General features: G+C 38.1%; 20 protein-coding genes and 2 pseudogenes. 15 read left to right on the forward strand and 7 right to left on the reverse strand.

Going from position 1 to position 23,278, the window contains the following annotated elements; all coding sequences use genetic code 11:
* Positions 1–5 precede the first annotated feature (5 nt).
* The 3 genes from ACTJJG_RS11950 (at position 6) to ACTJJG_RS11960 (ending at position 3,239) form a co-directional block, all read left to right on the forward strand.
* Positions 6–1,097 (forward strand): TniQ family protein, encoded by a 1,092-nt coding sequence (locus ACTJJG_RS11950; protein ID WP_000622362.1) that lies wholly within the window; start codon positions 6–8, stop codon positions 1,095–1,097.
* Positions 1,098–1,116: 19 nt separating this feature from the next.
* Positions 1,117–2,532, forward strand: a complete 1,416-nt coding sequence (locus tag ACTJJG_RS11955) for a hypothetical protein (protein ID WP_004777765.1) — start codon at positions 1,117–1,119, stop codon at positions 2,530–2,532.
* A 68-nt stretch (positions 2,533–2,600) separates the two neighbouring features.
* A complete protein-coding gene (locus ACTJJG_RS11960) occupies positions 2,601–3,239 on the forward strand; it encodes a Cap15 family CBASS effector (protein ID WP_000530048.1) in 639 nt (212 codons plus the stop codon).
* Here ACTJJG_RS11960 and ACTJJG_RS11965 read toward each other — a convergent pair.
* Positions 3,228–4,331 (reverse strand): hypothetical protein, encoded by a 1,104-nt coding sequence (locus ACTJJG_RS11965; RefSeq protein WP_001289337.1) that lies wholly within the window; start codon positions 4,329–4,331, stop codon positions 3,228–3,230. The two genes, ACTJJG_RS11960 and ACTJJG_RS11965, sit on opposite strands and share 12 nt — an antisense overlap.
* Before the next feature lie 574 nt (positions 4,332–4,905).
* Between ACTJJG_RS11965 and copM the strand changes: the two genes are divergently transcribed.
* The 11 genes from copM (at position 4,906) to ACTJJG_RS12020 (ending at position 15,806) form a co-directional block, all read left to right on the forward strand.
* Positions 4,906–5,499: a CopM family metallochaperone gene (gene copM / locus ACTJJG_RS11970; protein ID WP_131229822.1), complete on the forward strand. Its 594-nt coding sequence runs from the start codon at positions 4,906–4,908 to the stop codon at positions 5,497–5,499.
* A gap of 90 nt (positions 5,500–5,589) precedes the next feature.
* Positions 5,590–5,931, forward strand: a complete 342-nt coding sequence (gene fdx, locus ACTJJG_RS11975; protein WP_023188003.1) for an ISC system 2Fe-2S type ferredoxin — start codon at positions 5,590–5,592, stop codon at positions 5,929–5,931.
* An 84-nt stretch (positions 5,932–6,015) separates the two neighbouring features.
* Positions 6,016–6,459, forward strand: a complete 444-nt coding sequence (locus ACTJJG_RS11980) for a hypothetical protein (RefSeq protein WP_023188002.1) — start codon at positions 6,016–6,018, stop codon at positions 6,457–6,459.
* A 49-nt stretch (positions 6,460–6,508) separates the two neighbouring features.
* Complete coding sequence (locus tag ACTJJG_RS11985; protein ID WP_440608947.1) at positions 6,509–7,708, forward strand: TolC family protein; 1,200 nt, start codon at positions 6,509–6,511, stop codon at positions 7,706–7,708.
* 10 nt (positions 7,709–7,718) lie between these two features.
* Positions 7,719–9,188, forward strand: coding sequence for an efflux RND transporter periplasmic adaptor subunit (locus tag ACTJJG_RS11990; protein WP_078390278.1), 1,470 nt, complete (start codon positions 7,719–7,721; stop codon positions 9,186–9,188).
* A gap of 17 nt (positions 9,189–9,205) precedes the next feature.
* Complete coding sequence (locus ACTJJG_RS11995; protein WP_440608948.1) at positions 9,206–12,340, forward strand: efflux RND transporter permease subunit; 3,135 nt, start codon at positions 9,206–9,208, stop codon at positions 12,338–12,340.
* 12 nt (positions 12,341–12,352) lie between these two features.
* Entirely contained in the window at positions 12,353–12,685 is a 333-nt protein-coding gene (locus ACTJJG_RS12000; protein ID WP_023187998.1) for a hypothetical protein, read from the forward strand.
* Between the two features lie 40 nt (positions 12,686–12,725).
* Positions 12,726–13,439: a HupE/UreJ family protein gene (locus ACTJJG_RS12005; RefSeq protein ID WP_023270952.1), complete on the forward strand. Its 714-nt coding sequence runs from the start codon at positions 12,726–12,728 to the stop codon at positions 13,437–13,439.
* Positions 13,440–13,449: 10 nt separating this feature from the next.
* Entirely contained in the window at positions 13,450–14,139 is a 690-nt protein-coding gene (locus ACTJJG_RS12010) for a hypothetical protein (protein WP_023187996.1), read from the forward strand.
* A gap of 76 nt (positions 14,140–14,215) precedes the next feature.
* Positions 14,216–15,523, forward strand: a complete 1,308-nt coding sequence (locus ACTJJG_RS12015) for an MFS transporter (RefSeq protein ID WP_023187995.1) — start codon at positions 14,216–14,218, stop codon at positions 15,521–15,523.
* A gap of 94 nt (positions 15,524–15,617) precedes the next feature.
* Positions 15,618–15,806, forward strand: a complete 189-nt coding sequence (locus tag ACTJJG_RS12020) for a heavy-metal-associated domain-containing protein (protein WP_023187994.1) — start codon at positions 15,618–15,620, stop codon at positions 15,804–15,806.
* Positions 15,807–15,870: 64 nt separating this feature from the next.
* Here ACTJJG_RS12020 and ACTJJG_RS12025 read toward each other — a convergent pair whose 3' ends face one another.
* From ACTJJG_RS12025 to ACTJJG_RS12035, 3 genes and pseudogenes are all read right to left on the reverse strand, one after another.
* Positions 15,871–16,299 (reverse strand): EamA family transporter, encoded by a 429-nt coding sequence (locus tag ACTJJG_RS12025; RefSeq protein WP_228136303.1) that lies wholly within the window; start codon positions 16,297–16,299, stop codon positions 15,871–15,873.
* A 48-nt stretch (positions 16,300–16,347) separates the two neighbouring features.
* Positions 16,348–16,743 (reverse strand): annotated as a pseudogene (locus ACTJJG_RS12030) (DMT family transporter); the annotation flags it as partial.
* A 25-nt stretch (positions 16,744–16,768) separates the two neighbouring features.
* Positions 16,769–17,359, reverse strand: a complete 591-nt coding sequence (locus ACTJJG_RS12035) for a pyridoxamine 5'-phosphate oxidase family protein (RefSeq protein WP_023187992.1) — start codon at positions 17,357–17,359, stop codon at positions 16,769–16,771.
* Between the two features lie 167 nt (positions 17,360–17,526).
* Here ACTJJG_RS12035 and ACTJJG_RS12040 point away from each other — a divergent pair.
* A pseudogene (locus ACTJJG_RS12040) lies at positions 17,527–18,399 on the forward strand (LysR substrate-binding domain-containing protein).
* Between the two features lie 55 nt (positions 18,400–18,454).
* Here ACTJJG_RS12040 and ACTJJG_RS12045 read toward each other — a convergent pair.
* From ACTJJG_RS12045 to ACTJJG_RS12055, 3 genes are all read right to left on the reverse strand, one after another.
* A complete protein-coding gene (locus ACTJJG_RS12045; RefSeq protein WP_023187991.1) occupies positions 18,455–20,047 on the reverse strand; it encodes a hypothetical protein in 1,593 nt (530 codons plus the stop codon).
* Between the two features lie 133 nt (positions 20,048–20,180).
* Positions 20,181–20,639 (reverse strand): Cu(I)-responsive transcriptional regulator, encoded by a 459-nt coding sequence (cueR, locus tag ACTJJG_RS12050; protein ID WP_023187990.1) that lies wholly within the window; start codon positions 20,637–20,639, stop codon positions 20,181–20,183.
* Between the two features lie 10 nt (positions 20,640–20,649).
* Positions 20,650–23,136 (reverse strand): heavy metal translocating P-type ATPase, encoded by a 2,487-nt coding sequence (locus ACTJJG_RS12055; protein ID WP_023187989.1) that lies wholly within the window; start codon positions 23,134–23,136, stop codon positions 20,650–20,652.
* Between the last annotated feature and the right edge of the window lie 142 nt (positions 23,137–23,278).

Raw genomic sequence — 23,278 nt, forward strand, 5'->3', positions numbered from 1 at the left:
TAGGTATGATAAGTGCAACAGAAATCCATTCATGGTTTATTCCCACGGACTTAAAGCAAGATGAGGCATTATCTTCTTGGTTGATACGTGCCGCACTTGACAGTGGTTGTGACCCATTAAGTTTAACTGGAGTACTTTGGCCCAAATGGCGAATCTGGTCTGTAGATGTAGATCGTGGTTTAAGTGCAGAGCAAGTACAGGTATTGATCAATACGACAAAAATTGATGAAAGCCAATTTAATTCTGCTACGCTTCGCAATTTTTTAATTAAATATAATCTGGATAATCAAACTCTTGATGCATGGTACTTGGTATTAGGTACAAGAAACCGTAAGCATCGAGGTGGCTGGCAATATTGTCCTGAGTGTCTATCTGAGGATAATGTTGCCTATTTCCGTCTGCCTTGGCGTTTTGCCTGGCATACAGGTTGTATAAAACATAATCAGCATTTACATGATCAATGTCCTCATTGCCATAATGCTATTCAACCTAGACGTCTTGAAGCCCCTGATCAGGTTATGACTTGCTGTTCAATATGTAAAAAAAGTCTATTGGAGGTTAATAAAAGCCTTGTGGATTGTCATGCCTTGGCATTCCAAAAAATCTTTGATCAATTCCTGGAACAAGGCTGTGCAACCTATCAAGACAAGTTGATTTCAGTAACTGATTGGTTAACGGTGATTAAGTTATTTTCACAATTTATTAGAAAAGCTTTAGCTGGCTCAGTAAATGGAAAAGGATGGGCTTTTCTTGAACAACTCAGAATTCAGGTGCCCCATCCTGAGCTTATATCGAATGGATTGGCTGTTAACCAACTTCCAGTTACCGAGAGAGAACGGCTATTTTCCTGTATTTATCAATTACTCATTATTCCCCAGGAAAAGTTTATTGAAACAGCAAAATCTTTAAATATGAACAGGTCTTCATTTTGGGATAAGAGAAACCAGTTGCCAGCCATATTAAGGCCTGTTGAAGAACAATTAGGCTCGATTTATCGGAACTACCCTCCAAAGAGAGCATTGGTAGCTACCTTTAAACCTAAAAGTAAGGAGACTGTAATACGCAAGTTTTTAAGATTAAAAAGAAAACTAGGGTAACTTTTGGGGGGACAACACCATGCCTCAGTGTGATGAATGTGGTGATGCGGTTGAAAAGATACACCGACTTTATAAACAGCGTAACTATTGCCATAAGTGCTATGTACGAGTTTTTAAAAAACAGGATTGTCCGTCGTGTGGTAAAAGTTCCAGATTATATAAAGCTGATAACTTGGCCGTTTGCCAACAATGTGAAACCAATAGACCTTGCATTAGATGTCAGCGTATTGATTACCCTATAGGAAAAATAACGGAGCAAGGCCCTGTTTGTAATAGTTGTTCAGTTTATTTTAGAGAGTTTCAAGCTTGTGAACGGTGTGGTGTGACATCACAACGCTTATCTCGTATCAGCCGTTTTGGAGATAATTTAAGAGTTTGCCCAAAGTGTGCAACCCGTGATTACCAGACATGCCAAAGTTGTAGAAGATATAGGTTGATTGAACAGGATGTTGTGTCAGGCAAAATGCTTTGTAAGAAATGTTTGACCTGTCCACCACTTCAATGTCTAACTTGCCAGCAACAGATTCCTGCTGGATATGGGAAATACTGTGAATTATGTACATGGCGAAGAATATTGGGGAATAGGATTAAGGAACTGGTTAATACATTAGTAAATCCAAGCCTCAAAGGTTACTTTAAAGATTATATGAATTGGCTTGATCATGAGGTTGGACCGCATAAGGCTGCATTACTAATTCGTAAACATATTCATTTTTTTGAAAAGACCAGTGATCTTTGGGGAGATCAGATCCCAGACAATGACTCTTTATTACATAGACTAAGAACAAGTGGTTTACGCAAATATGAGCTGCCCATCCGGTGGTTGGTTGCAGTACATCACCTGCATATAGATACCCAATCTAAAGGCCACTGTTCTGAATTTGACCAACTGAGAAAACTGGCGAACTCATGTCCTGGTTCATCGCTTTCAGCCCAAATTCTTCAGAACTATTATCAGGTTTTAATAAATAAAATGGATTTAGGGAAAACGAGTATACGTTCTGCCCGTTTAGCCATGAAACCAGCATCTGCTTTAATGCTGTTGGTAAGTCAATCACGATTAGATTTACCAACAATGTGGCATGTAAAATATTACTTATTTAAGTCCCCTGGACAAGCTTGCGCTATTGTTGGCTTTCTTAATTTTTTAAACAAGAATTATGATACGAACCTTGATACGTCATGGGTACTAGATGAAAAAATAACAGAAAAAAGTAATATGAAGAAACTGGAAAAACAATTGTTGGCCATCATGAAAGCCCCAGAGGAAAATTTTAATGAACTAGAGTGGATAAAGTTAGGATTGATGTATTTTCATAATTTGGATAAATCCTTTTTTAATCAAATGGATAGTATTAATTATAGGGGGCTGAATGATGGCTTTGAAGTGAGGTTTGGTGATCAGCAATATTGGATACCTAAATTGCTTGTATAACTGGACCATATAACGCTAATGTAGCTACATAAAGTTAAAACTGAATTTTGGGCTTCCAGAGGGTATGTATGGGGCAATTAGGTCATGAATATTGTGTTCATAATGGATTCAATAGGTCTCATGCAGGGAAATATGTTTATTCACTTGCTACGTTTATATCTTGGATATTGATTTACTTTTTACTGAAGTTCTTGGGTGGATTGTCTCCTTATTGGAATGTCATCATTTCTAGTGCTATCACTGCTTTATTATTTCTTACTTTTTATTTTCTATTTGATAAATGGATATGGAAAACAGGTTTATTTTTCAAGATTCTGAAATATCCTGATATTTCGGGAGAATGGTCATGTAAAGGTATCTCTGATTACCAAGAAGAAAATTCTGAAATGATTAAGCACAATAGAGAGTGGATTGGAAAAGTAACAATTTTACAAAGTTGGGATAAAGTAAGAATCAGATTAGAAACAGAATTTTCCACATCTGACAGTATTTCTGCTGCAATTATTTATGACGAAATTGAAGAATACAAAGTTCTTTATAGTTATGAAAACAAACCAAAAGATTTAGATCATGAAGAGTTACGTATCCATCGAGGATTTGTAGAGCTGACACTTCATAAAGACAATAAAAGTGCCAGTGCTAAATATTATAATGTTACTGGTCGAAGAACCATGGGAACAATGTTATGGGAAAAATTAGATAACTAATGGATAAGAGCCAATGGTTTCGTCATATAGGTAACCCAAATCTTTACGTATTTCCGTAACGAGTTTATCTAAGGCAATGCTCATTGTTGTGAGAGAGGTTTCTTTCTGATAACTATCAAATATTTTTCTGGTCATATCAGGTGTATATAAGCTATTTCTATAGTTTGGGTTATGATACAGATAATCAAAAAATCTTTTTGTTTCAAGAACTATTGCTAAAGCATTTGTTCTACCTTTCTTTAAATTTTCTAGATTGGAATGATACATAATAGAGGCTAGATCAAAACTACTTAAGTAAATTACTTTGCCCTCTTCAACTAAATCGGCTTTTATTGTTTTACAAAGGCGGATAGATTTTTTCAATCCTCCATCAGCATAGTATTTACATTTGTAATCTATATAAAAAATATGCTTGAAAGGTAAGTTCATCAATGTAGTAGGAGTTTTATTATCTAGAATATTGACTCCTCTTAAATAAAGGTGCTTTTGTTGTTGGTACTCATATGTTTCTACCCAATGAGAGGGTACAACATCTACATCCCGAGGAAGTGATCCACCTGTTAAAGTTATAGATTTAGCACCAGTAGTATCAATTGTTACGGCAGGATATGCTTGTCTTAATTCATAAGTGCACGCGTTCCTGAGTTCTCTTAATATTTTTATATCATCATGACGTAAAGTACCTAAATAACCCTCTGTACGATAATGTGATTTGTTAAGTACAAGTAAATCAACATCACTTACACCTTTGATATGAATATTTAGGGGAACTGACCCTTGTAATCTGTATTCTGTGACAATGTTATGATTATTTAGTAGCCTAGGCTCTAATTGTTTTTCAATTCTTTTAGCAGTTTCAATACTGATTTCTGTGTAACGTTTACTAACTTCTTGCATTGCTCCTACTGCATAACGGATAGATGGTTTGTCTGATACAATCTGCCATTTTTCTATTGTACGTTTTAATTCATCAAACTCATTAAATGAAGTTACGCCTGCTGTTACACTATCAAAAGCATTGTATGTAAGGTCAGTACCTTTTCGTCTTTTCTCTAATCTGTTCAATCTTTTATAAAAATCAATTTCAGACATTGTGAAACTCAAAAAATAGTAGTTATGGTTAAAATAATTATACCTTAATAATTATTTTAAGGTTTTAATAAATAAGGTTTTATTGTCATAAATGCTCAAATTTAAGATGAGAAGTAAGATAATTTTTAAGTATAAAGTTTGAGAATGTTTGTAGTCTTTTGTAGTGCATCCAATAATCAAATAAATAATTGTGAAACCATGAAAACACATATCACATTTATATTTATATAAAAATATTATTTGTGATTGGAGGTGATTTTTTTAATTCTATTGATTATTGTGACTCACTACGGAGTTAATTGTATTTAAGTATTTGTTTTTAATTGTTTTATTTTTTAATTATTTTTATTTGATTAGGTGTTGACCTTACCATAATTGGAAAGAATAGAGTTACTACATCAAGGGTAATGATGTACCTGATAGGAAAGAATAACTTCCGAGCTTATTACCCATTATTTTTTCATAATTGTAGTAAGAGGATAACTCCATGAAACGCTTTGTTCCAATGTTAATGATCGGTGCGATTGTATTTAGTGCGGGGTGTTCCTCTTCTGACGCTCCAAAGGATAATTCAATGAGTGAGAATAAACATGAAAGCCATTCAATGCACCATGATATGAATGGTTCAGCTAAAACAGATAATCCATCTACAAATGCCTATATGGAAGTAAATACTCGTATGCACAGCGGAATGGGTATTGATTTCACGGGAAATGCAGATACTGACTTTATGTTGGGTATGATTCCTCACCATCAGGGTGCGGTTGATATGGCAAAAGTAGTTCTTCAATACGGCTCTGATCCAAAAGTGCGTCAGCTTGCTGAAGATGTTATCTCTGCCCAGGAGTCAGAAATCAAGATGATGAATGAATGGTTGGCAAAAAATAAAAATCATTCTGACAGCAAAAATGAAGATAGCCCATCAACTCAAGCATACATTAAGGTCAATGATGAAATGCACGCAGATATGATGGTTCCATTTACAGGAAATGCTGATGTTGATTTCATGAGAGGCATGATTCCCCATCATCAAGGTGCAATTGATATGGCTAAAGTAGTTCTTCAATACGGTTCTGATCCAGAAGTGCGTCAGCTTGCTGAAGATGTTATCTCTGCCCAGGAATCAGAAATCAAGATGATGAATGAATGGTTAAGTAAACATAAGTAGATACTTCTCTATTCGATGTTCTTTTAAATGAGGGGCTTTTTAAAGCCCCTTGTTTTATCTATAAATTTGATGAATTGAGGATTATGTTATATGCCAAAAATTATAGTTCTTCCGCATGAAAAGATTTGTCCACAGGGTGCGGAACTTGAAATTGAAAGTGGAAGTAATTTATGTCGAAGTTTATTGGATCATGGCATTCCCATAGAACATGCCTGCGATTTATCAGGTGCATGTACAACATGTCATGTTGTCGTGAAAAAAGGGTTTGATAGTCTGGAAGAAATGGATGATGTAGAGGCTGACTTACTGGATCGTGCTTGGGGGCTTACGGCTGAATCAAGACTATCTTGTCAGGTTAAAGTCCAAGATGAAAACTTGGAAGTAGAAATCCCCAAATACACGGTAAACTATATTTCAGATCATCATGAATAAGTGTTTCTAGTTTGTTTTTAAGACATTTACTTTTGAAACTTGATTAAGTATTCTTGGTACAGATAAAAGGTGAATCTGGTCAGTATGTCAAATAATAAGTTCATAAAACTTATTCTTGTATTTGTCCTGTTTTTGTTTTCAATAACAACTACGGGTGTTTATACATGGGCGCCTGTAATTGCTAAAAATTTAGACCATCACCATGATCTAAATATTTCTATTGTGTCTGGAGATATAAGTCACTGGACTCTAGTTCATCATGATAATCAAATTTCTCAGGAAGATACAAAAAATCATAATTGGAAAAGTTATGATCAATCTGCTTTACAACATTCAGTTAAGCCTATTACGATTCAAGAACATTTTGCTCTTGATCCTGTATTCTTCTTGAGCTTTGCCCTACCTCTTATACTACTTTTTCTTAGTTTTTTTGAAATACCTATTAGGTCTTTTGGATTTAGGAAAAGGCAATCTTTTATTAGTAACTCTTATACTTATACAAAAGCTTTAATCGTTTTACGTAATTGATTTTTCTATACAAAAAATAATTTTTCATTTTTTTTGTATAGGTAAAGTCATGTCTAAAATTTATCAGATATTTCTTACCTGTGGTTTGGTAGTCACGGCAGCACCTGCTTTTGCAAAGCAAGATTATGCCCGACTACAACAACAGGTATTAGCAAACGATGCAATTCTCCAGAGTTTGCAGCAATCGCAGTCTGCGTATGATGTTAATCAACAATATGCTGGGCGATTGAACAATCCAACTTTTAATGTGGAGTTGGATAATTTAGGAAATTCCAAGCTAAAAGAGCTTGATGGCCCTACCACCATGATTGGGCTTTCTCAAGATATTCCCTTGAATAATAAGCTACATTTACGTAAACAACTGGCAGGGTTTCAGGGTAGCAATAACCAGTTTGAGATTGTCAAACGTCAGGCAGAACTTAAATCAGAATTAAGGACTTGTCTATCAAACTGGTATGTTGCAACTCAACGTGCTGAAATTTTTTCAACCGAAAGTAATTTGTATAAACGACAAGTGAATGTACTCACTGAAAAGTTAAAGTACGGTCGTGTGATTCCCTCTGATGTCCAGTTAAGTTCGGCGTTGTCAGCAGAATCAGCTTTACGTTATCAAAATGAGTTAAAGAAGATTCAATATCAGAAAAATCTTTGCTCTAAGTATCTTCCTGATTTGCCAAATCAAGCCATTGAAGTGCCTTTGGATAGTAACTTTTCCAATCGTGTCAGTTTATTGGAGCAGGAAAGTGTCTTAAAAACACAGTTGGCAAAAACGCAACTTGAATTGGCAAAAAAAGAGGCTGTACCTGATATTACATTGGGTGTTGGTGTCCGAAATTATCAGGAAACCAGTGACAAGGTATTTTTAGTTTCCACCTCAATTCCACTCGCTGTCTTCAATCGTAATAAAGGCAATATTGCCATTGCTCAAGCAACCCAAGCCAATGCGGAAACTCAATCTGTCTGGGCAAATCGTAACGCTAAAATTGAATTGGAAAATAAATCGGTTGAGATTTCAAACCTGATTGATGCAATCAAGCAATATGACAGCACGGTATTACCCGCAGCCAATGAAAGTTTACGTATTGCTGAACTGGGCTATCAGGCAGGCAAGATTTCTCTATTGGAATTTAATAGCAATAAGCAAATCTGGTTGGATAAACAGTTAGCCCGTTATGACCTGTGGTTGGCTTTGCAAAATCAAATTGCAGAGATTGAAAAAAACTACGTCACCAATTTAGAGCAGGAATAGGGGGAACAACATGAATAAAACCACCAATACTTTAATTGCAACAGGTGTTGTTGCATTACTGATTATCCTGTGTGCGATTGCTTGGTATAAGACAGGTAATAAACCACAGGCGAGTTCAGGTGAAGCGGTAGAGGAAAGCGTTACGGTTGCAGGTGATGAAAAAGGCCCACATGGTGGACGCTTATATCGAGATGGCGATTTCTCTACGGAAGTTAAGATTTTTGAGGAAGGTGTTGAACCTCATTTGCGTGTATATGGCTATTTCAAGGATAAGCCCTTAAAGCCTCAAGAACTTACAGCAAATATTTTCATCAAACGTCTTGATGCGGAACAGAATATTCGCTTTGTTCCTGAAAGTGACTATCTGATTGGAAATGAAGTGATTTATGAACCACATTCATTCTTGATGATGATTAATGTTGAATATCAAGGCAAAAAGCATACATGGCAATGGGACACCAAAGAAGGTCGTGCCAATATTCCCGATGCCAGTCTAAAAAGTAGCGGACTGGAATTATTAACGGTTCAACCGATGATGTTTGAAAATAGCTTACAGCTTAAAGGTGAGCTGAAATTTCCAGACAATTTTGAGAGTTTTATTACCCCAAAAGCAAGCGGTACACTGGTTAAAACCTATCGTACCATTGGTGATAAGGTCAGTCAGGGTGACTTGTTGGCAACCGTACAAAGTCAGGATGTGATTCGTTTAAATGCGGAACGTACCATTGCTCAGGATACCTTGCAATTTACACGTAAAAAAATGGAGCAAGAACGGGCTTTATGGCAAAAACGTGTTTCCCCTGAAATTGACTATATTAATGCCAAACGTGAATTTGATAATGCTCAGGTCCGTGTCAATGAGTTAAATAACATGATTAGCTCATATGGTGGTTCTAGCAATGGAATGATTGAAGTACGTGCTGGCATGTCAGGTACAGTGTTGGAAATCCTCAGTGCCATTGGTACAAATGTTAATCCATCTACCCCGATGTTTAAAATTGCCAATACCTCACAGCTTTTGGCAGTGGTGAATATACCTGCTGATCAATTGAATGTGGTGAAAGCAAGCAATAAAGTCACCATCAAGTCACAGACAGCAGATTCAGAAGAAGCACTGGGGCGTATTAAATATATCAGTGATGTGATTGACCCTAAAACTCGTACCGCTCAAGCCTTTGTTGAAATTCCCAATCAGTTTAACTGGCGTTCAGGTCAGTTGATTTCAGCACAAATCTTTGAAAGTCAATCCATGAAACCGATGGTGGTGCGTGAAGATGCACTACAAACCTATCGTGACTGGGATGTAGTTTTTCTTCGTGTTGGTGATGACTTTGAGGTTCGTCCACTCGAATTGGGGGAAAAATTCAATGGCTTTGTTGAAGTCAAATCGGGTTTAAAAGTTGGACAAAAATATGCAGCAGGTAATTCTTATCTTATAAAAGCAGAGCTGGGTAAATCTGGCGCTTCTCATGACCATTAAAAGCAGGAGTAGCGAACATGTTTGACCAGATTGTAAAACTGTCAATCAAGAACCGTTGGTTGGTATTGATTGTATTTTTGTTTATCGGTGCATTTGGTGTCTATAACTATTTCAAACTGCCAATTGATGCAGTCCCTGATATTACCAATGTTCAGGTACAAATTAACAGCGAGGCTCAGGGACTCTCGCCACTGGAAATGGAAACTCAGGTGACCTTTCCAATTGAAACAGCCCTAGCAGGTATCCCCAATCTTAACTATACGCGTTCGGTATCAAGATATGGATTATCACAAGTCACTGTTATCTTTAAAGAAGGTACAGATATTTATTTTGCCCGCCAATTGGTGAATGAAAGGATTCAAGGTGTTGTACCAAGTCTGCCAAGTAGTATTTCCACTTCAATGGGACCTGTGTCTACAGGACTTGGCGAAATCTTTATGTATACCGTTGAGAATACACCCAATAATCCAAATCCAATGTCAGCTACGGATTTAAGGACATTGCAGGATTGGGTGATTAAGCCACAACTGCGAAATGTTGAGGGTGTCAATGAAATCAATACCATTGGTGGCTATGTAAAACAATTTGTGGTACGTCCTAATTATCCTTATTTGCGGAGTATCGGCTTAGACCAACAGGTAATTGTTGAAGCTATTTCAAAAAATAGCATGAACAAAGGTTCTGGTTATATTGAAAAAAATGGTGAGCAATATCTACTGCGTTCAGATTCACAAATCACATCAATTGAGCAAATCAAGAGTATTCCAATTACGACAAGTAATGGCTATATCCTGCGTTTAAATGATGTTGCAGAAGTATCTATCGGAAGTGAATTGCGTACAGGTGCAGCGACCAAGAATGGTCAGGAAATTGTATTGGGTACAGCATTCATGCTCATTGGAGAGAACTCTCGTAGTGTCGCCCATGCTGTAGATCAAAAATTACAGGAAGTCCAGAAGTCACTACCAGAAGGTGTGGAAGCGAAAGCTGTTTATAACCGTACTACACTGGTTGATGCAACAATTGAAACCGTTAAAAAGAATCTGTTAGAAGGTGCAATCCTTGTGATTGTGGTTCTATTTATCTTTCTTGGGCATTTCCGTGCCGCACTTATTACAGCAATGGTCATTCCATTATCCATGTTGATGACCATTACAGGCATGGTCAATCAGAAAATCAGTGCCAATCTAATGAGTCTTGGGGCATTGGACTTCGGGATTATCGTTGATGGTGCTGTGGTTATTGTCGAAGCATCTCTGGCAAAACTTGCTTTAAAACAGAAAGAGTTAGGGAGAGTACTAACTCGACAGGAACGATTTGCCACAGTATTTGATGCCACCAAAGAATCTAGAAAAGCCATTCTTTATGGTCAGCTTATCATTATTCTGGTTTATCTACCTGTGATGACGCTGACAGGTGTTGAAGGAAAAATGTTCACGCCAATGGCAGCAACAGTGGTGATGGCATTACTTGCAGCGATGATTCTCTCGATTACTTTTGTTCCTGCCATGATTGCATTGGTGACTACAGGCAAAGTAAAAGATGAAGAATCTAAAATCATTCATGGCATTAAGAAGTTTTATAACCCTGTTCTGAACTGGTCACTTAATCATCGAATGGTACTGGTTGCTTTTGTCGCAGGTTTCTTGGTCTTTAGTGCCAGCTTATCTAGTCGTCTTGGTTCAGAGTTTATTCCATCACTGGATGAGGGGGATGTGGCATTACACGCATTGCGTATTCCTGGCACGTCTTTAACTCAGGCAATCGAAATGCAATATGCACTTGAACGAGAGATTAAAAAGATTCCAGAGGTCAAAACCATTCTTGCCAAAATTGGTACGGCAGAGATAGCAACTGACCCTGTACCGCCAAACGTGGCAGATAACTATGTCATGTTAAAACCCCGTAGTGAATGGCCAAATCCAAATAAGGAAAAAGCTGATGTCGTGGCAGAAATTGAACGAGTTTCAAAAGGTGTTTATGGCAATAACTACGAGTTCACCCAACCCATTCAGATGCGTTTTAATGAGTTGATTTCTGGTGTACGTACGGATGTTGCTGTAAAAATTTCAGGTGATGATTTGGAACAACTGTTGGAACTTGGCAATGAAGTCGCAGATATCCTTGAAACTGTTAATGGAACTGCCGATTTAAAAGTTGAACAAATGTCTGGTCTACAAATGGTTTCTATTGAACTTAAGCGGGACATGATTGCCAATTATGGTTTAGATGCTGAAGATGTTCAAAATAAAGTATCTAGTCTGATTACTGGGCAAACCGCAGGCAGAATGTTTGAGGGTGATAGAAAGTTCGATATTGTCGTTAGAATGGAAGAAAGTGCGGTCAGTAATCTGGAAAAACTCTATCAAATTCCAATGCGTTTGCCAGATGGGTCAAGTGTACTGTTGTCCGATTTGATTGAGTTAAAAACCATTCAAGGTCCAAACCAGATTTCTCGTGAAAATGGTAAACGCCGAATAGTCATCACTGCCAATGTACGTGGAACAGATATGGGTAGTTATATTGCTGAAGCTCAAGCCAAAGTAGATTCCCAATTCAAATTACCAGAAGGTTACTGGATGTCTTGGGGCGGTACATTTGAGCAGATGCAGTCTGCTACTAATCGTTTGATGATTATTGTACCTGTAGCACTATTATTAATCTTTACCATGATTTACATGGCATTAGGGAATATTCGTAATAGTTTATTGGTCTTTACTGGTGTGCCATTTGCATTAACTGGTGGTGTCATCGCTTTAGCATTAAGGGATATTCCACTTTCAATCTCTGCTGCTGTGGGCTTTATTGCCCTCTCAGGTGTGGCGGTATTAAATGGATTGGTCTTAGTCACCGCAATTCAACGCTTGCAAGCTCAAGGTCAAAGTTTGGTTGATGCGGTAAAGCATGGTGCTTTAGAAAGATTAAGACCTGTATTAATTACGGCTCTGGTTGCTTCTCTGGGATTTATTCCAATGGCGTTAAATGTCGGCATTGGTTCAGAGGTTCAACGCCCAATCGCAACTGTAGTTATTGGCGGGATTATTTCTTCCACATTACTTACATTGATTATTCTGCCTACCTTGTATGTCTGGTTCAATCAAAGAGCCAAGCGTAAAGCAGAAGTAGAAAATTTCTCTGAGCAACAGGTTTAGGGAAGAAATGAAATGATAGGCATGGTGCAAGATAAAAAGTTTAAAGGAACAATGATGTGGCTTGTCTGCATCCTTAGTCTTGCATTGTGCCTGCATTCTAATACACATGTAACTGAAATCAGTTCATTTCAGAACGCACCTTATGCAGAAACACATCCACATGAAGTGAATCAACCGCATATACATAGCCACCAAGATACTTATCATGAACATTTTGTTGGTTATGATGTTGGTCAAAATATTAGTTTTATTGTACTGATTTTCAATTCTCAAATTATTGACAGAATCAAACACTATACCCTTTTAGTGATGAGTCGCATTTTTAAACCGCCAAAAAATGAATGAATTATCAATTCATCATTTAATTTTTTGGAGTTTAATTTATATGACAAGTTCTTTCTTGCAGTGGGTGAAATCAAGAAGCCGCTTAAAACTGATAGTAGTATTAAGCCTATTCTTGTTTAGCCCAATGTTATTTGCGCATGGTGTTTCGGAAGGTGACAAAGGTTACATTCAGGAAATCTACGGTGTCCATATCATCCCATTTATCTATTTGGGAGCGAAACATATGCTCACGGGATACGACCACCTATTGTTTCTCGTTGGCATTATTTTCTTCCTATATCGAATAAAAGATATAGGCTTATATGTCAGCCTTTTTGCCATTGGTCACTCAATCACCATGCTGATTGGTGTGTACTACAACATCTCAATGAATGCCTACATTATTGATGCAATCATTGGTTTCTCTATTGTTTATAAAGCCTTAGATAATTTGGGTGCTTATCAAAGATGGTTTGGGTATCAACCCAATACCAAAATTGCAACCTTAATTTTTGGTCTGATACATGGTTTTGGTTTAGCCGTCAAAATTCAGGAATATGAAGTCCCTAAAGATGGCCTATTGGCAAATTTAATTTCATTTAATGTCGGTGTTGAACTCGGTCAGCTCATGGCACTGTGCATCATTTTGCTATTTATGACCATGTGGCGAAAAACCCCTTACTTCTTTAAAACAGCTTATCAAAGTAATGTCTTTTTGATGTTTCTTGGTTTTTTATTGGTCGGCTATCAGCTTACTGGCTTTATCACACAATAAGGATTGAATTATGTACAACACTGAAATTCCAAAAAATATTCAACTTCCATCTTCCAAAAAGTTGATTAAATCAACAGTAATTGCAGCCATAAGTGCGGTAGTTGTATTAGTGACATGTGTGATGCCCGCTGAATATGGTATCGACCCAACAGGTATAGGAAAAGCCATTGGTTTGGTTGAGATGGGAGAAATTAAACAGTCTTTAGCCAAAGAAGCTGAACAGGGATTGGGCGAAAACACTGGCGGTTTTGCAGAAGAGTTTGATATTTCTGGACAAGATACTAGTGTTTCAGAGGCAACCCAAGCTCTAGGACAAACAGAAGCAAATACAAAGGTTTCAAATGAAAGTGAACCAGCCAAAATGATACCTGCTGTGACCAAAGAATCTATTTCGATTGACCTCAAGGCTGGTCAGGCAACAGAAGTGAAACTGGCAATGCCTAAAGGTGCAAGTGTTAATTTCGACTGGAAAACATCAGGTGGTGGTTTGAATTTTGATACACATGGAGACCCAGTGAATGCCCCGAAAGATTTTTATCATGGTTATGGCAAAGGTCGAAATGAAACTCAGCAATCAGGGACTTTAACGGCTGCATTTGACGGTAAACATGGTTGGTTCTGGCGAAACCGTAACAAAGAATCTGTCACAGTAACTTTAACAGTTGAAGGACAGTTTAGTGAAATAAAACGGATTTTTTAATCTATTTAAGGACATTTAAGGGCAATGCTCTTAAGTGTCCTATGGATAAAGCAGGTGAACTAGGAGAGCCGATAAAATGTTTACAGTATTAAAAAACACAACATATAGACATCTATTTCTTGCACAAGTGATTGCATTAATTGGTACTGGCTTAATTACGATTGCATTGGCTTTACTTGCGTATGATATGGCTGGCGAAAAAGCGGCACAGGTTCTCGGTATTGCACTGGCAATTAAAATGATTGCTTATATTGCCGTCGCACCTGTTGCCTCAGCTTTTGCAGAACGTTTACCCCGAAAAAAGGTTTTGGTTGGATTAGATATTATTCGGGCATTAACAGCACTTTGCTTACCATTTGTAACCCAAATCTGGCAGATTTACCTGTTAATTTTTATTTTACAATCCGCATCAGCAGCATTTACCCCTACATTTCAGGCAACGATTCCAGATGTATTGCCTGATGAAAAAGATTATACCAACGCCTTATCATTGTCCCGTCTAGCTTATGATTTAGAAAATATAATTAGCCCGATGTTAGCAGGGCTGTTATTGACAGTTATTAGTTATAACAATTTATTCTTAGGTACAGTCATTGGCTTCATTGGTTCAGCATTATTTGTTGTCAGTGCAAAACTACCTGTAGCAAAAATTCCTGAATTTAAAGGTATATATAGTCGAATCAAACAGGGGGCAAAAATATATTTTAATACTCCACGATTGAAAGCCTTACTTGCATTAAATCTAGCCATTGCTTCGGCAAGTGCTGTAGTTATTGTCAATACAGTGGTACTGGTTCAATCAACCTTTAAACTGACAGAACATGCAACAACTTGGGCGTTTGGTCTATTTGGTCTTGGTTCTATGCTTTCAGCATTTATATTGCCTAAAGTTCTTGATAAATTTAATGATAGAACCGTGATGTTAACAGGTACAACCATACTGACCATTGGCTTGTTCTCTGGCTATTTTATTCATTCCTATGCTTGGTTATTGGCATTGTGGTTTATTTTAGGTGTGGGCTATTCAGTGGCTCAAACACCAACAGGGCGATTAATTCGTAAATCAGCATCCAGTGAAAATAGAACAGCTTTATTTGCAGCACAATTTGCGTTTTCTCATGCGTGCTGGTTGATTACTTATCCATTAGTTGGGTGGTTGAGTACCAATGTGGGAACATTACAGACTTTTATACCTATGGCAGTAATTGCCGTTATTTCACTCATACTTGCGATGCGTGTATGGTCAGCTCAGGACGAAATGTATTTGGCTCATAATCATGATGATTTACCACCAGAACATGAGCATTTGCAACAACATCTGGTCAATGGAATCCATATTCATGAATATGTAATTGATGATTACCACCAGAAATGGCCAAAATAACTACTTTTTACTTAATTAAATTTTAGTAAGACTTGACCTTACAATTATGGCAAGGTTTATATTAAATAAATCTTGAATAATAGTGGAGATAAATATGGAATTTCATGTTGAAGGTATGACCTGTGGCGGTTGTGCCCGTGGTGTCACCAGAGCAATTCAAGCAGTTGATGCTAATGCAAAGGTAATTACTGATCCTCCAAATCGCAGTGTGAAAGTTGAAACAACTGCAACTCAGCAACAAGTGGTTGAGGCTTTAACAGAGGCTGGTTTTCCTCCTCGCTAAGAGTGAACAAAATAATAAAGCGACTCAAAGTAGTCGCTTTTTATTTCCAATAAAAAGCTAAAACTTAAGTATTTTTGGGAAGTTGAATTAACACCACCCCTCCAAGAATCAAAACTAATGCCAATAATTCAATTACTCCTATACTTTCTCCAATCATAGCGCCAATGATAACAGCCACAATTGGGGCAATATATGTAGCCCCAGCAGCTTTTACTGGTCCAAGCTTTTGAATGATGTAGTAATAAATGAAGAAAGCACCTCCCGTTCCCAACATCCCTAGGCCAATAATCACCCCCCATAGTGTATGGATGTCCGATGTAATCGCAGTAATATGGTCAAAGTCTGTTAGAAGCAACAATGTAAGTGTTGCGATGCCTGACTGCCATGTTGCTAATGCCACTGGAGGTAAGTTTAAGGGAGAAAGAAAATATCGGGCATAAACAAAAGAACATCCAACACTGAGTGTTCCAACAATCATCCATACGATACCCATCAAAGGGATCTCCTGTGTGCTTTCCCATGGTCTGGCACTTAAGATGATGCCTAGGAATCCTAGTATAATTCCAAGGGTCATCCGCTTTGTAGGTTGTTCCTCACGAAGAAATATGATGGAAGCCAAGAACGTAAAAATGGGAATAGAGCCACTAAGCAGTCCAGCGATACTGGTGGGAAGAAGAGCTGTTCCAGCGACAAACCCATAATAATAGAGTGTCGTTGCCAATACTGACATCACGGTGAAATGAGGGAGATAACGTAATTGCTGGCGATTGATTGCCCTTGTATAAATAGCAATCACTAAAAGAGGAAGAAATCCAAATAGGACTCGCAGGAATACGGTTTGTGAGGGGGAAATAAGGATAGTGGCCCATTTCATATAGATAAAATTTGTTCCCCAAATGATTCCAAGTAGAACTAGTGCGACATAAGCGCGAAGCATCTTATCTGTATCCTATTGAGTCAGTTTAGGGGTTAATCCAATGGCTATTCATCAAATTTCCATCGTTGTCATAAGTGAAATATGCACGCTGGTTGTTTTGGTGCTGCAATTGAAACCAGTCTAAAATCTCAATCTGGACAGAAATAACACCAAAACATGAATATCCATCTTGTCTTTCATCACTGTCTGTTTCTAGAAGTGAGTGGCAACCAGTGGTAAAAGCACACTCATCTCCTGGTGGTCCACCCGTATAGGTTCTCTGTGTCCATATACTCAATGATTGCCATGCCTGTTGAGCAACTTCAGTACCAGAAGCATGAAGTGTGGCAATACCTTTTAGGCGAAGCTGCAAACGCGTCTTTGAGCAAAACCCCAGAATGGTCGTAGATGGGTTTGCCAAGAGTTCATTCCATTTTGGACTGCGAATATCGGTATGGATCTCAAGAATACGTTTTAATTGATTTACATGTCTTAGCACGACCATTCTGGCCTGTGGCGTATCCTCTTTATCTACCGAGCATAGATTGATATAGCGGAAACCTGATTCAGGGGTGATAGTTGCCAATTCAAGTTCTTTCCAGGCCAAAGTATTAATTTGAATAAGATCATTTGCCATAACAGACACCTCAGTCAGGATAATTTTCCAGTCCTATACTTTATTTTCTAAAGGAAGACTCAGCATAAAAATTGCTTTTATTAGGACATTATTTCAACTAGTTGAATGACTTGCACACGATTAATAAACGCATTAGAGTGTAGAAAAACTACTGTCTATTTGGTTCTATGTTATCTCGTCGGAAACTCCCATCTTTAAATGCTTTGCGTGCTTTTGAATCGGCAGGACGGAAGTTGAGTTTCCGTGCTGCTGCGGATGAACTGGGAGTTACCCAAGGTGCGATTGCTCAGCAGGTCCGGGCATTGGAGGAACATCTGGGGGTTACACTATTTCAGCGTCTTCCAAGAGGACTGGCTTTGACTCCAGAGGGAGCTAATTACTTGGTCAATATGACTCATGCCTTTGATATTCTTACAGAATAAACGGAATCGATTTTGGATCAACCTGATAGCGTAACCATTAGTGTAACTCCGACGATTGCTGCCAAGTTGTTGATCCCTCTTTTAGGTAAACTACATACATCATTGCCTGATATCAAGCTGCATACATTAGCTACTGAAGCTGTATCAGATTTTGATCGGGATCAGGTTGATATTGCTGTACGCCTTACTAAAAAGTCATTTCCAGAGAATTTGGAAGCGCAGTTATTGTTCCGTCAGGAACTGATTGTTGTGGCAAGTCCTTTTCTTGTCCAAGATTTAACTCTTCCTTTAAAGCCTGAACAATTAATATCAATGCCACTTCTACATGATGCTCACGATAACTGGCCCAAGTTCCTAAATACAAATGTTAAGTTATCTGGACTTGTTTTTAGTCAAACCACTCTGGCATTAGACGCTGCTTTGTCAGGGCAAGGCATTGCGTTAGCATGCCGAGCCTTTGTAGATGAAGAGATTAAATCAGGAAAACTGGTACAGGTTGTTTCGGAAATAATGACCATTGAACCAAGTTATTATCTTGTACGGAAAAAATCCTCACACTCTAATACTACTGTGAACAAGATTTGGCAGTGGTGTATAGAATATCTTGGTACTAATTAAAAAACTCTTTAAGTAATTGACTTATATATTCTTACTTTATTGGTTATATATGTGGTCATATAGACATAACCTCTTTTTCATTTGCAGGTGTTATTGGAGTTAATGTGGTCATCCTTTTATATCGACCAAGATGGTGTTTGTTATCTGCTTTGATTTTGTAAGTATAATTTTTCTTGGATTTAGTATTATTAATTACAGATAAATTTGGATTAGTGAATGTATGTCTTATAAAAACATCTTTCTTTATATTCTCTTTGAATACATTGTCGAGCTCTATAATTATATTCTGTTGGATAATAATCTCACTACTTCCCATAAAGGTGCTGATAGATAGTAGAGAGTCCCTAATCAAGGTAAAAGTACAAGAAAATTTATTATTGATCTGAACTGCTTTTATTGCCTTGGCAGTTTCAAAAACATCGCGGTATTCTTCAATACTAAACGTAATGTCACTTTTGAATGGTAATTCGATATGAAGAACATTACAAATGAGTCTGCAATAATAAGTATATGATAGTAAAGGTAATAGTCTGGAAAAATAAGTTTTTCCAATTGAGGTGCTTGAAGAGAATACTTCTAAACCATCTATATATATGATTGCTTTGAATTCTTTACTATTTGACAATGATTTATAAAATTTAAAAATTTGATCAAAGTAAGGTAATTTAGATAAGTTTTTGTTATCCCATAACTGGAAGTTTAAATCCAGATTAAAACCATCCTTTATAGGTTGTCCAGAATATGGAATTTTATTGATTTTAAAACTTAGAAGATGATTATATTTCATGGAGGAAAAGGAAAAGGTTTCTTTTCCTAATATCAATTCATCTTCAAAACTCATAAGCGTTTCACCCTCTTCATCCTGTATCTCAACAATGGCAGTTCTTTTATTATTGGGCTCAATAATCAGGATGCCATCCTTTAGGTTCTGGGGAAATATTGAGTCTAGCCCTAATGAGTTGGTGGTTACCTTGGCAATATCACATGAGAGAGTTTGGCCATGATCTATTAAGTCCGAAAATTTTTCATTATATTCAGATGGATCAATAGGAATAAAGTTGATGATAACAGGATCATCTGTATCTTCTTTAACATTGATCTCAAAGTGGTTAGAACCATTGATAAAAGAGTATTCCACATCTAGCCGTGGGTCTAATTTATGAATATATGATTTTACAGCTCTTGCTACTTCTGAGATGGAAGTCTGCATTCGATCAGATAGGTTTACTCCTATACCTTGTAATAAGGTACGATGAACTTTGTAGTCTGCCTCATTCTGCGTATAAAGCCTTGAGTTTGAATTAATTTTTATTCTATGTTCTGCTTCTTTCTTCCAATGGTGCAATAAAGGGGCTGGATAAGCCTCTGGTTCCCTATCTATTTTTATAGAGCAATGTGCACAAAGCCAAATTGCATTATTGATGTCTTTTCTTTCTTCAGTTGTCATCTCTGCCTTATAGCGAGGACCACCGATAGATGCAGCACAAATATGTGCTGCTACACCTGTATCAATTACTTTTGTTGGATCAGTCGCTTGAGGCTCCACTGTTAGAACATAGCATTCAGGGTTTGAACAACAGTTTGATACTCTGCGACGTAGTGCATCAATTGTTCTTTGGGTGAAATTATCTCTTGTTCTTTTTGACATATATATTCATAAATGTAGTTAATTAATTAGATTTTGAAGAACTGATATTAGAAGTCAATAAGCTATATTGATTTATAAGAATTTTTATAGGTATGGCATAGGAGGTTATATTGATATAACCTCCCATTATTTGTCATTTCTTTCGGGTTAAAGGTGAAACGGAAAGCAGGTCATTATGATGGTGAACGTCCTTTATATCATTGTGGGGCTCTTGCAAACCTTCAAGAATCGGACAATCAGGTCTATTATCACCAGCACAGCAGTCGATTAAGTCCTTGAGAGTATTCGCCATTTGCTGTAGGTCATTGATACGTTCTTCCAGCTTTTCAATATGACCCTGAGCCAGGCGTTTGACATCAGCACTCTGTCTACTGCGGTTATTCCATAAATCGAGTAGGTCTGATATTTCCGCTACTGAAAAACCGAGTTCACGACTTCGTTTGATAAACTTTAAACGTTCAACATCATTTACTGAGTAAGAGCGATATCCTGCATTATTACGTCCAGCAGCGGGAATCAGGCCAATCTGCTCGTAATAACGAATCATCTTGGCGGTAACTCCTGAAGCTTTAGAGACTTTACCAATGTTCATCATATCCTCCTTAGCCTTGACTGACGGATGGTGACTGGAATCGACGTAAACGTAATGCATTACCGAGTACAAATACACTGGACAAAGCCATTGCACCTGCTGCAAAGATTGGGGACATCAGTATTCCATAGGCTGGGTACAATATACCAGCAGCAACAGGAATCAACATGGTGTTATAGGCAAATGCCCAGAATAAGTTCTGATGAATATTACCAATCGTTGCTTTGGACAAGGCAATCGCATTGGCAACACCTTGTAAGTTCCCTGACATTAACACGACATCGGCAGATTCAATTGCAACATCTGTACCTGTACCAATCGCAAGTCCCACATCAGCTTCAGCCAAAGCTGGCGCATCGTTAATACCATCACCCACAAAAGCGATATGGCCATATTTTGCTTTCAGCTCTTTAACCGCACTAACTTTACCCTCTGGTAAAACTTCAGCAATCACTTCATCAATACCCAATTGTTTGGCAATCGCTTGAGCAGTACGAACATTGTCACCAGTAACCATTGCCACCTTAAGCCCTAATTGGTGTAGAGCCTTAATCGCTGCTGGCGTTGTGGATTTGATTGGGTCGGCAACTGCAATAATTCCTGCTAGTTCGCCATCGACAGCAACATAAAGAGGGGATTTACCCTCATCACCAAGACGCTGAGCTGTAACAGCAAATGGAGCAACATCAATACCAAGTTGAACCATATAACGGTCTGCACCAATATTGATTTTTTCATTACCATTGATGGTTGCATAGACACCCATACCAGTGACTGAATCAAAGGTATCGACTTTAGGTAGAGCTAGGTTTTCACTTTTTGCCGCATCAACAATTGCTTTAGCAATCGGATGTTCAGAACGGGATTCGACAGCCGCAACCATGCCTAGAACATAATCACGCTCAAACAATTGGGTTACTTCAAAGTCAGTCAGCACAGGATGACCCTCTGTCAACGTCCCTGTTTTATCAACTGCAACAACTTTAGCATCTTTTAATAGTTGTAAGGCTTCACCTTTACGGAACAACACTCCTAACTCTGCACCACGACCTGTACCCACCATAATTGAGGTTGGTGTCGCTAATCCCATTGCACACGGGCAGGCAATGATCAGCACTGCCACAGCATTAACCAACGCAAAGGTTAAGGCTGGTGATGGACCAAAAATAAGCCAGACTAGGAATGTAAGTACTGCGGCAATCATCACCGCAGGGACAAACCATAAGGTAACTTTATCCACCACAGCTTGAATCGGCATTTTAGAACCCTGTGCTTGCTCAACCAAACGAATGATTTGAGCCAGCATAGTTTCGCCACCCACCGCCACAGCGGTAAAGGTCAACGTGCCATTCTGGTTAATGGTGCCGCCTACCACATCACTGCCGATGCCTTTCTCAACAGGGATTGGTTCACCCGTAATCATGGATTCATCAACAAAACTTTTTCCATCAGTGACTTGACCATCGACAGGGATTCTTTCACCTGGTTTCACAATGATAATGTCATCTGCAACCACTTGGTCTAGTGCAATATCTACCATTTGGCCATCGCGTAAAACATGGGCAGTTTTGGCCTGTAAGCTGACTAAACGCTGGATTGCTTCAGATGTTCGCCCTTTGGCTTTTGCTTCAAGAAAACGACCCAGTAAGATTAATGCCACAATCACCGCAGCAGCTTCGTAATATACATTTACCGTTCCTGTGGGAAGGATGTTGGGTATGAATGTGGCAACAATAGAAAATAGGTAAGCTGCTAATGTACCAACCGCAACCAGCGAGTTCATATCAGGTGCTAAACGGAGTAATGCAGGCAAACCTTTTAGATAGAATCTTCGTCCTGGAATAACTAAAACCAACGTGGTCAGGATGAATTGTAAATACCAGCTATTCTGCATCCCAATAGTTTGATCAATCAGTTGATGAACACCAGGGATAAGGTGAGATCCCATTTCCAAAATAAATACAGGCAAAGCCAATAGGGTTGCAAGAATCAAATCACGCTTAAGTTCAGCACGTTCTTGATCTTTTTTCTCAAGCAGCTCTGTCTGGTCAGGAATAGAAGCTTGAATTTCTGTGGCATCGTAACCAGCTTTATCAATTGCGGTAATCAAGTCATCGACATTTGCTGAACCACTGACCGTTGCACGCTCAGTCGCAAGATTGACATTGGCCTCTTTTACACCTGCAACGGCTTTAAGGGCTTTTTCGACACGACCTACACAACTAGCACAGGTCATGCCTTTAATTGATAATTCAATATTATTTGCGGGCACGTCATAACCTGATTGTTCAATGGCATGAACCAGTACCTGACGATCCACAGGCTGATCAAGTACAATATCTGCACGTTCTGTCGCTAGATTGACCGAGGCAGACTGTACACCATCAACTTTTTTGAGTGCTGTTTCAACACGCCCAACACAGCTGGCACATGTCATCCCTTCAATTTTTAATGTAACTTTCATATTATTAGAAAGCTTATCTGTTGCCTTTCCCATAAGATATACCTATAGTGCTTACCCAATTATTAAGAGCATAAACCTTGCCATTATGGGAAGGTCAAGGGTAGAATATGTAAACATATATATTTTCTAAATAATAGGAATTTAAGTATTAGTATGAATTTTAATAATCACCCGA

It is taken from the genome of Acinetobacter sp. 22512 (genome assembly GCF_052044755.1).
Lineage (GTDB): Bacteria > Pseudomonadota > Gammaproteobacteria > Pseudomonadales > Moraxellaceae > Acinetobacter > Acinetobacter pittii.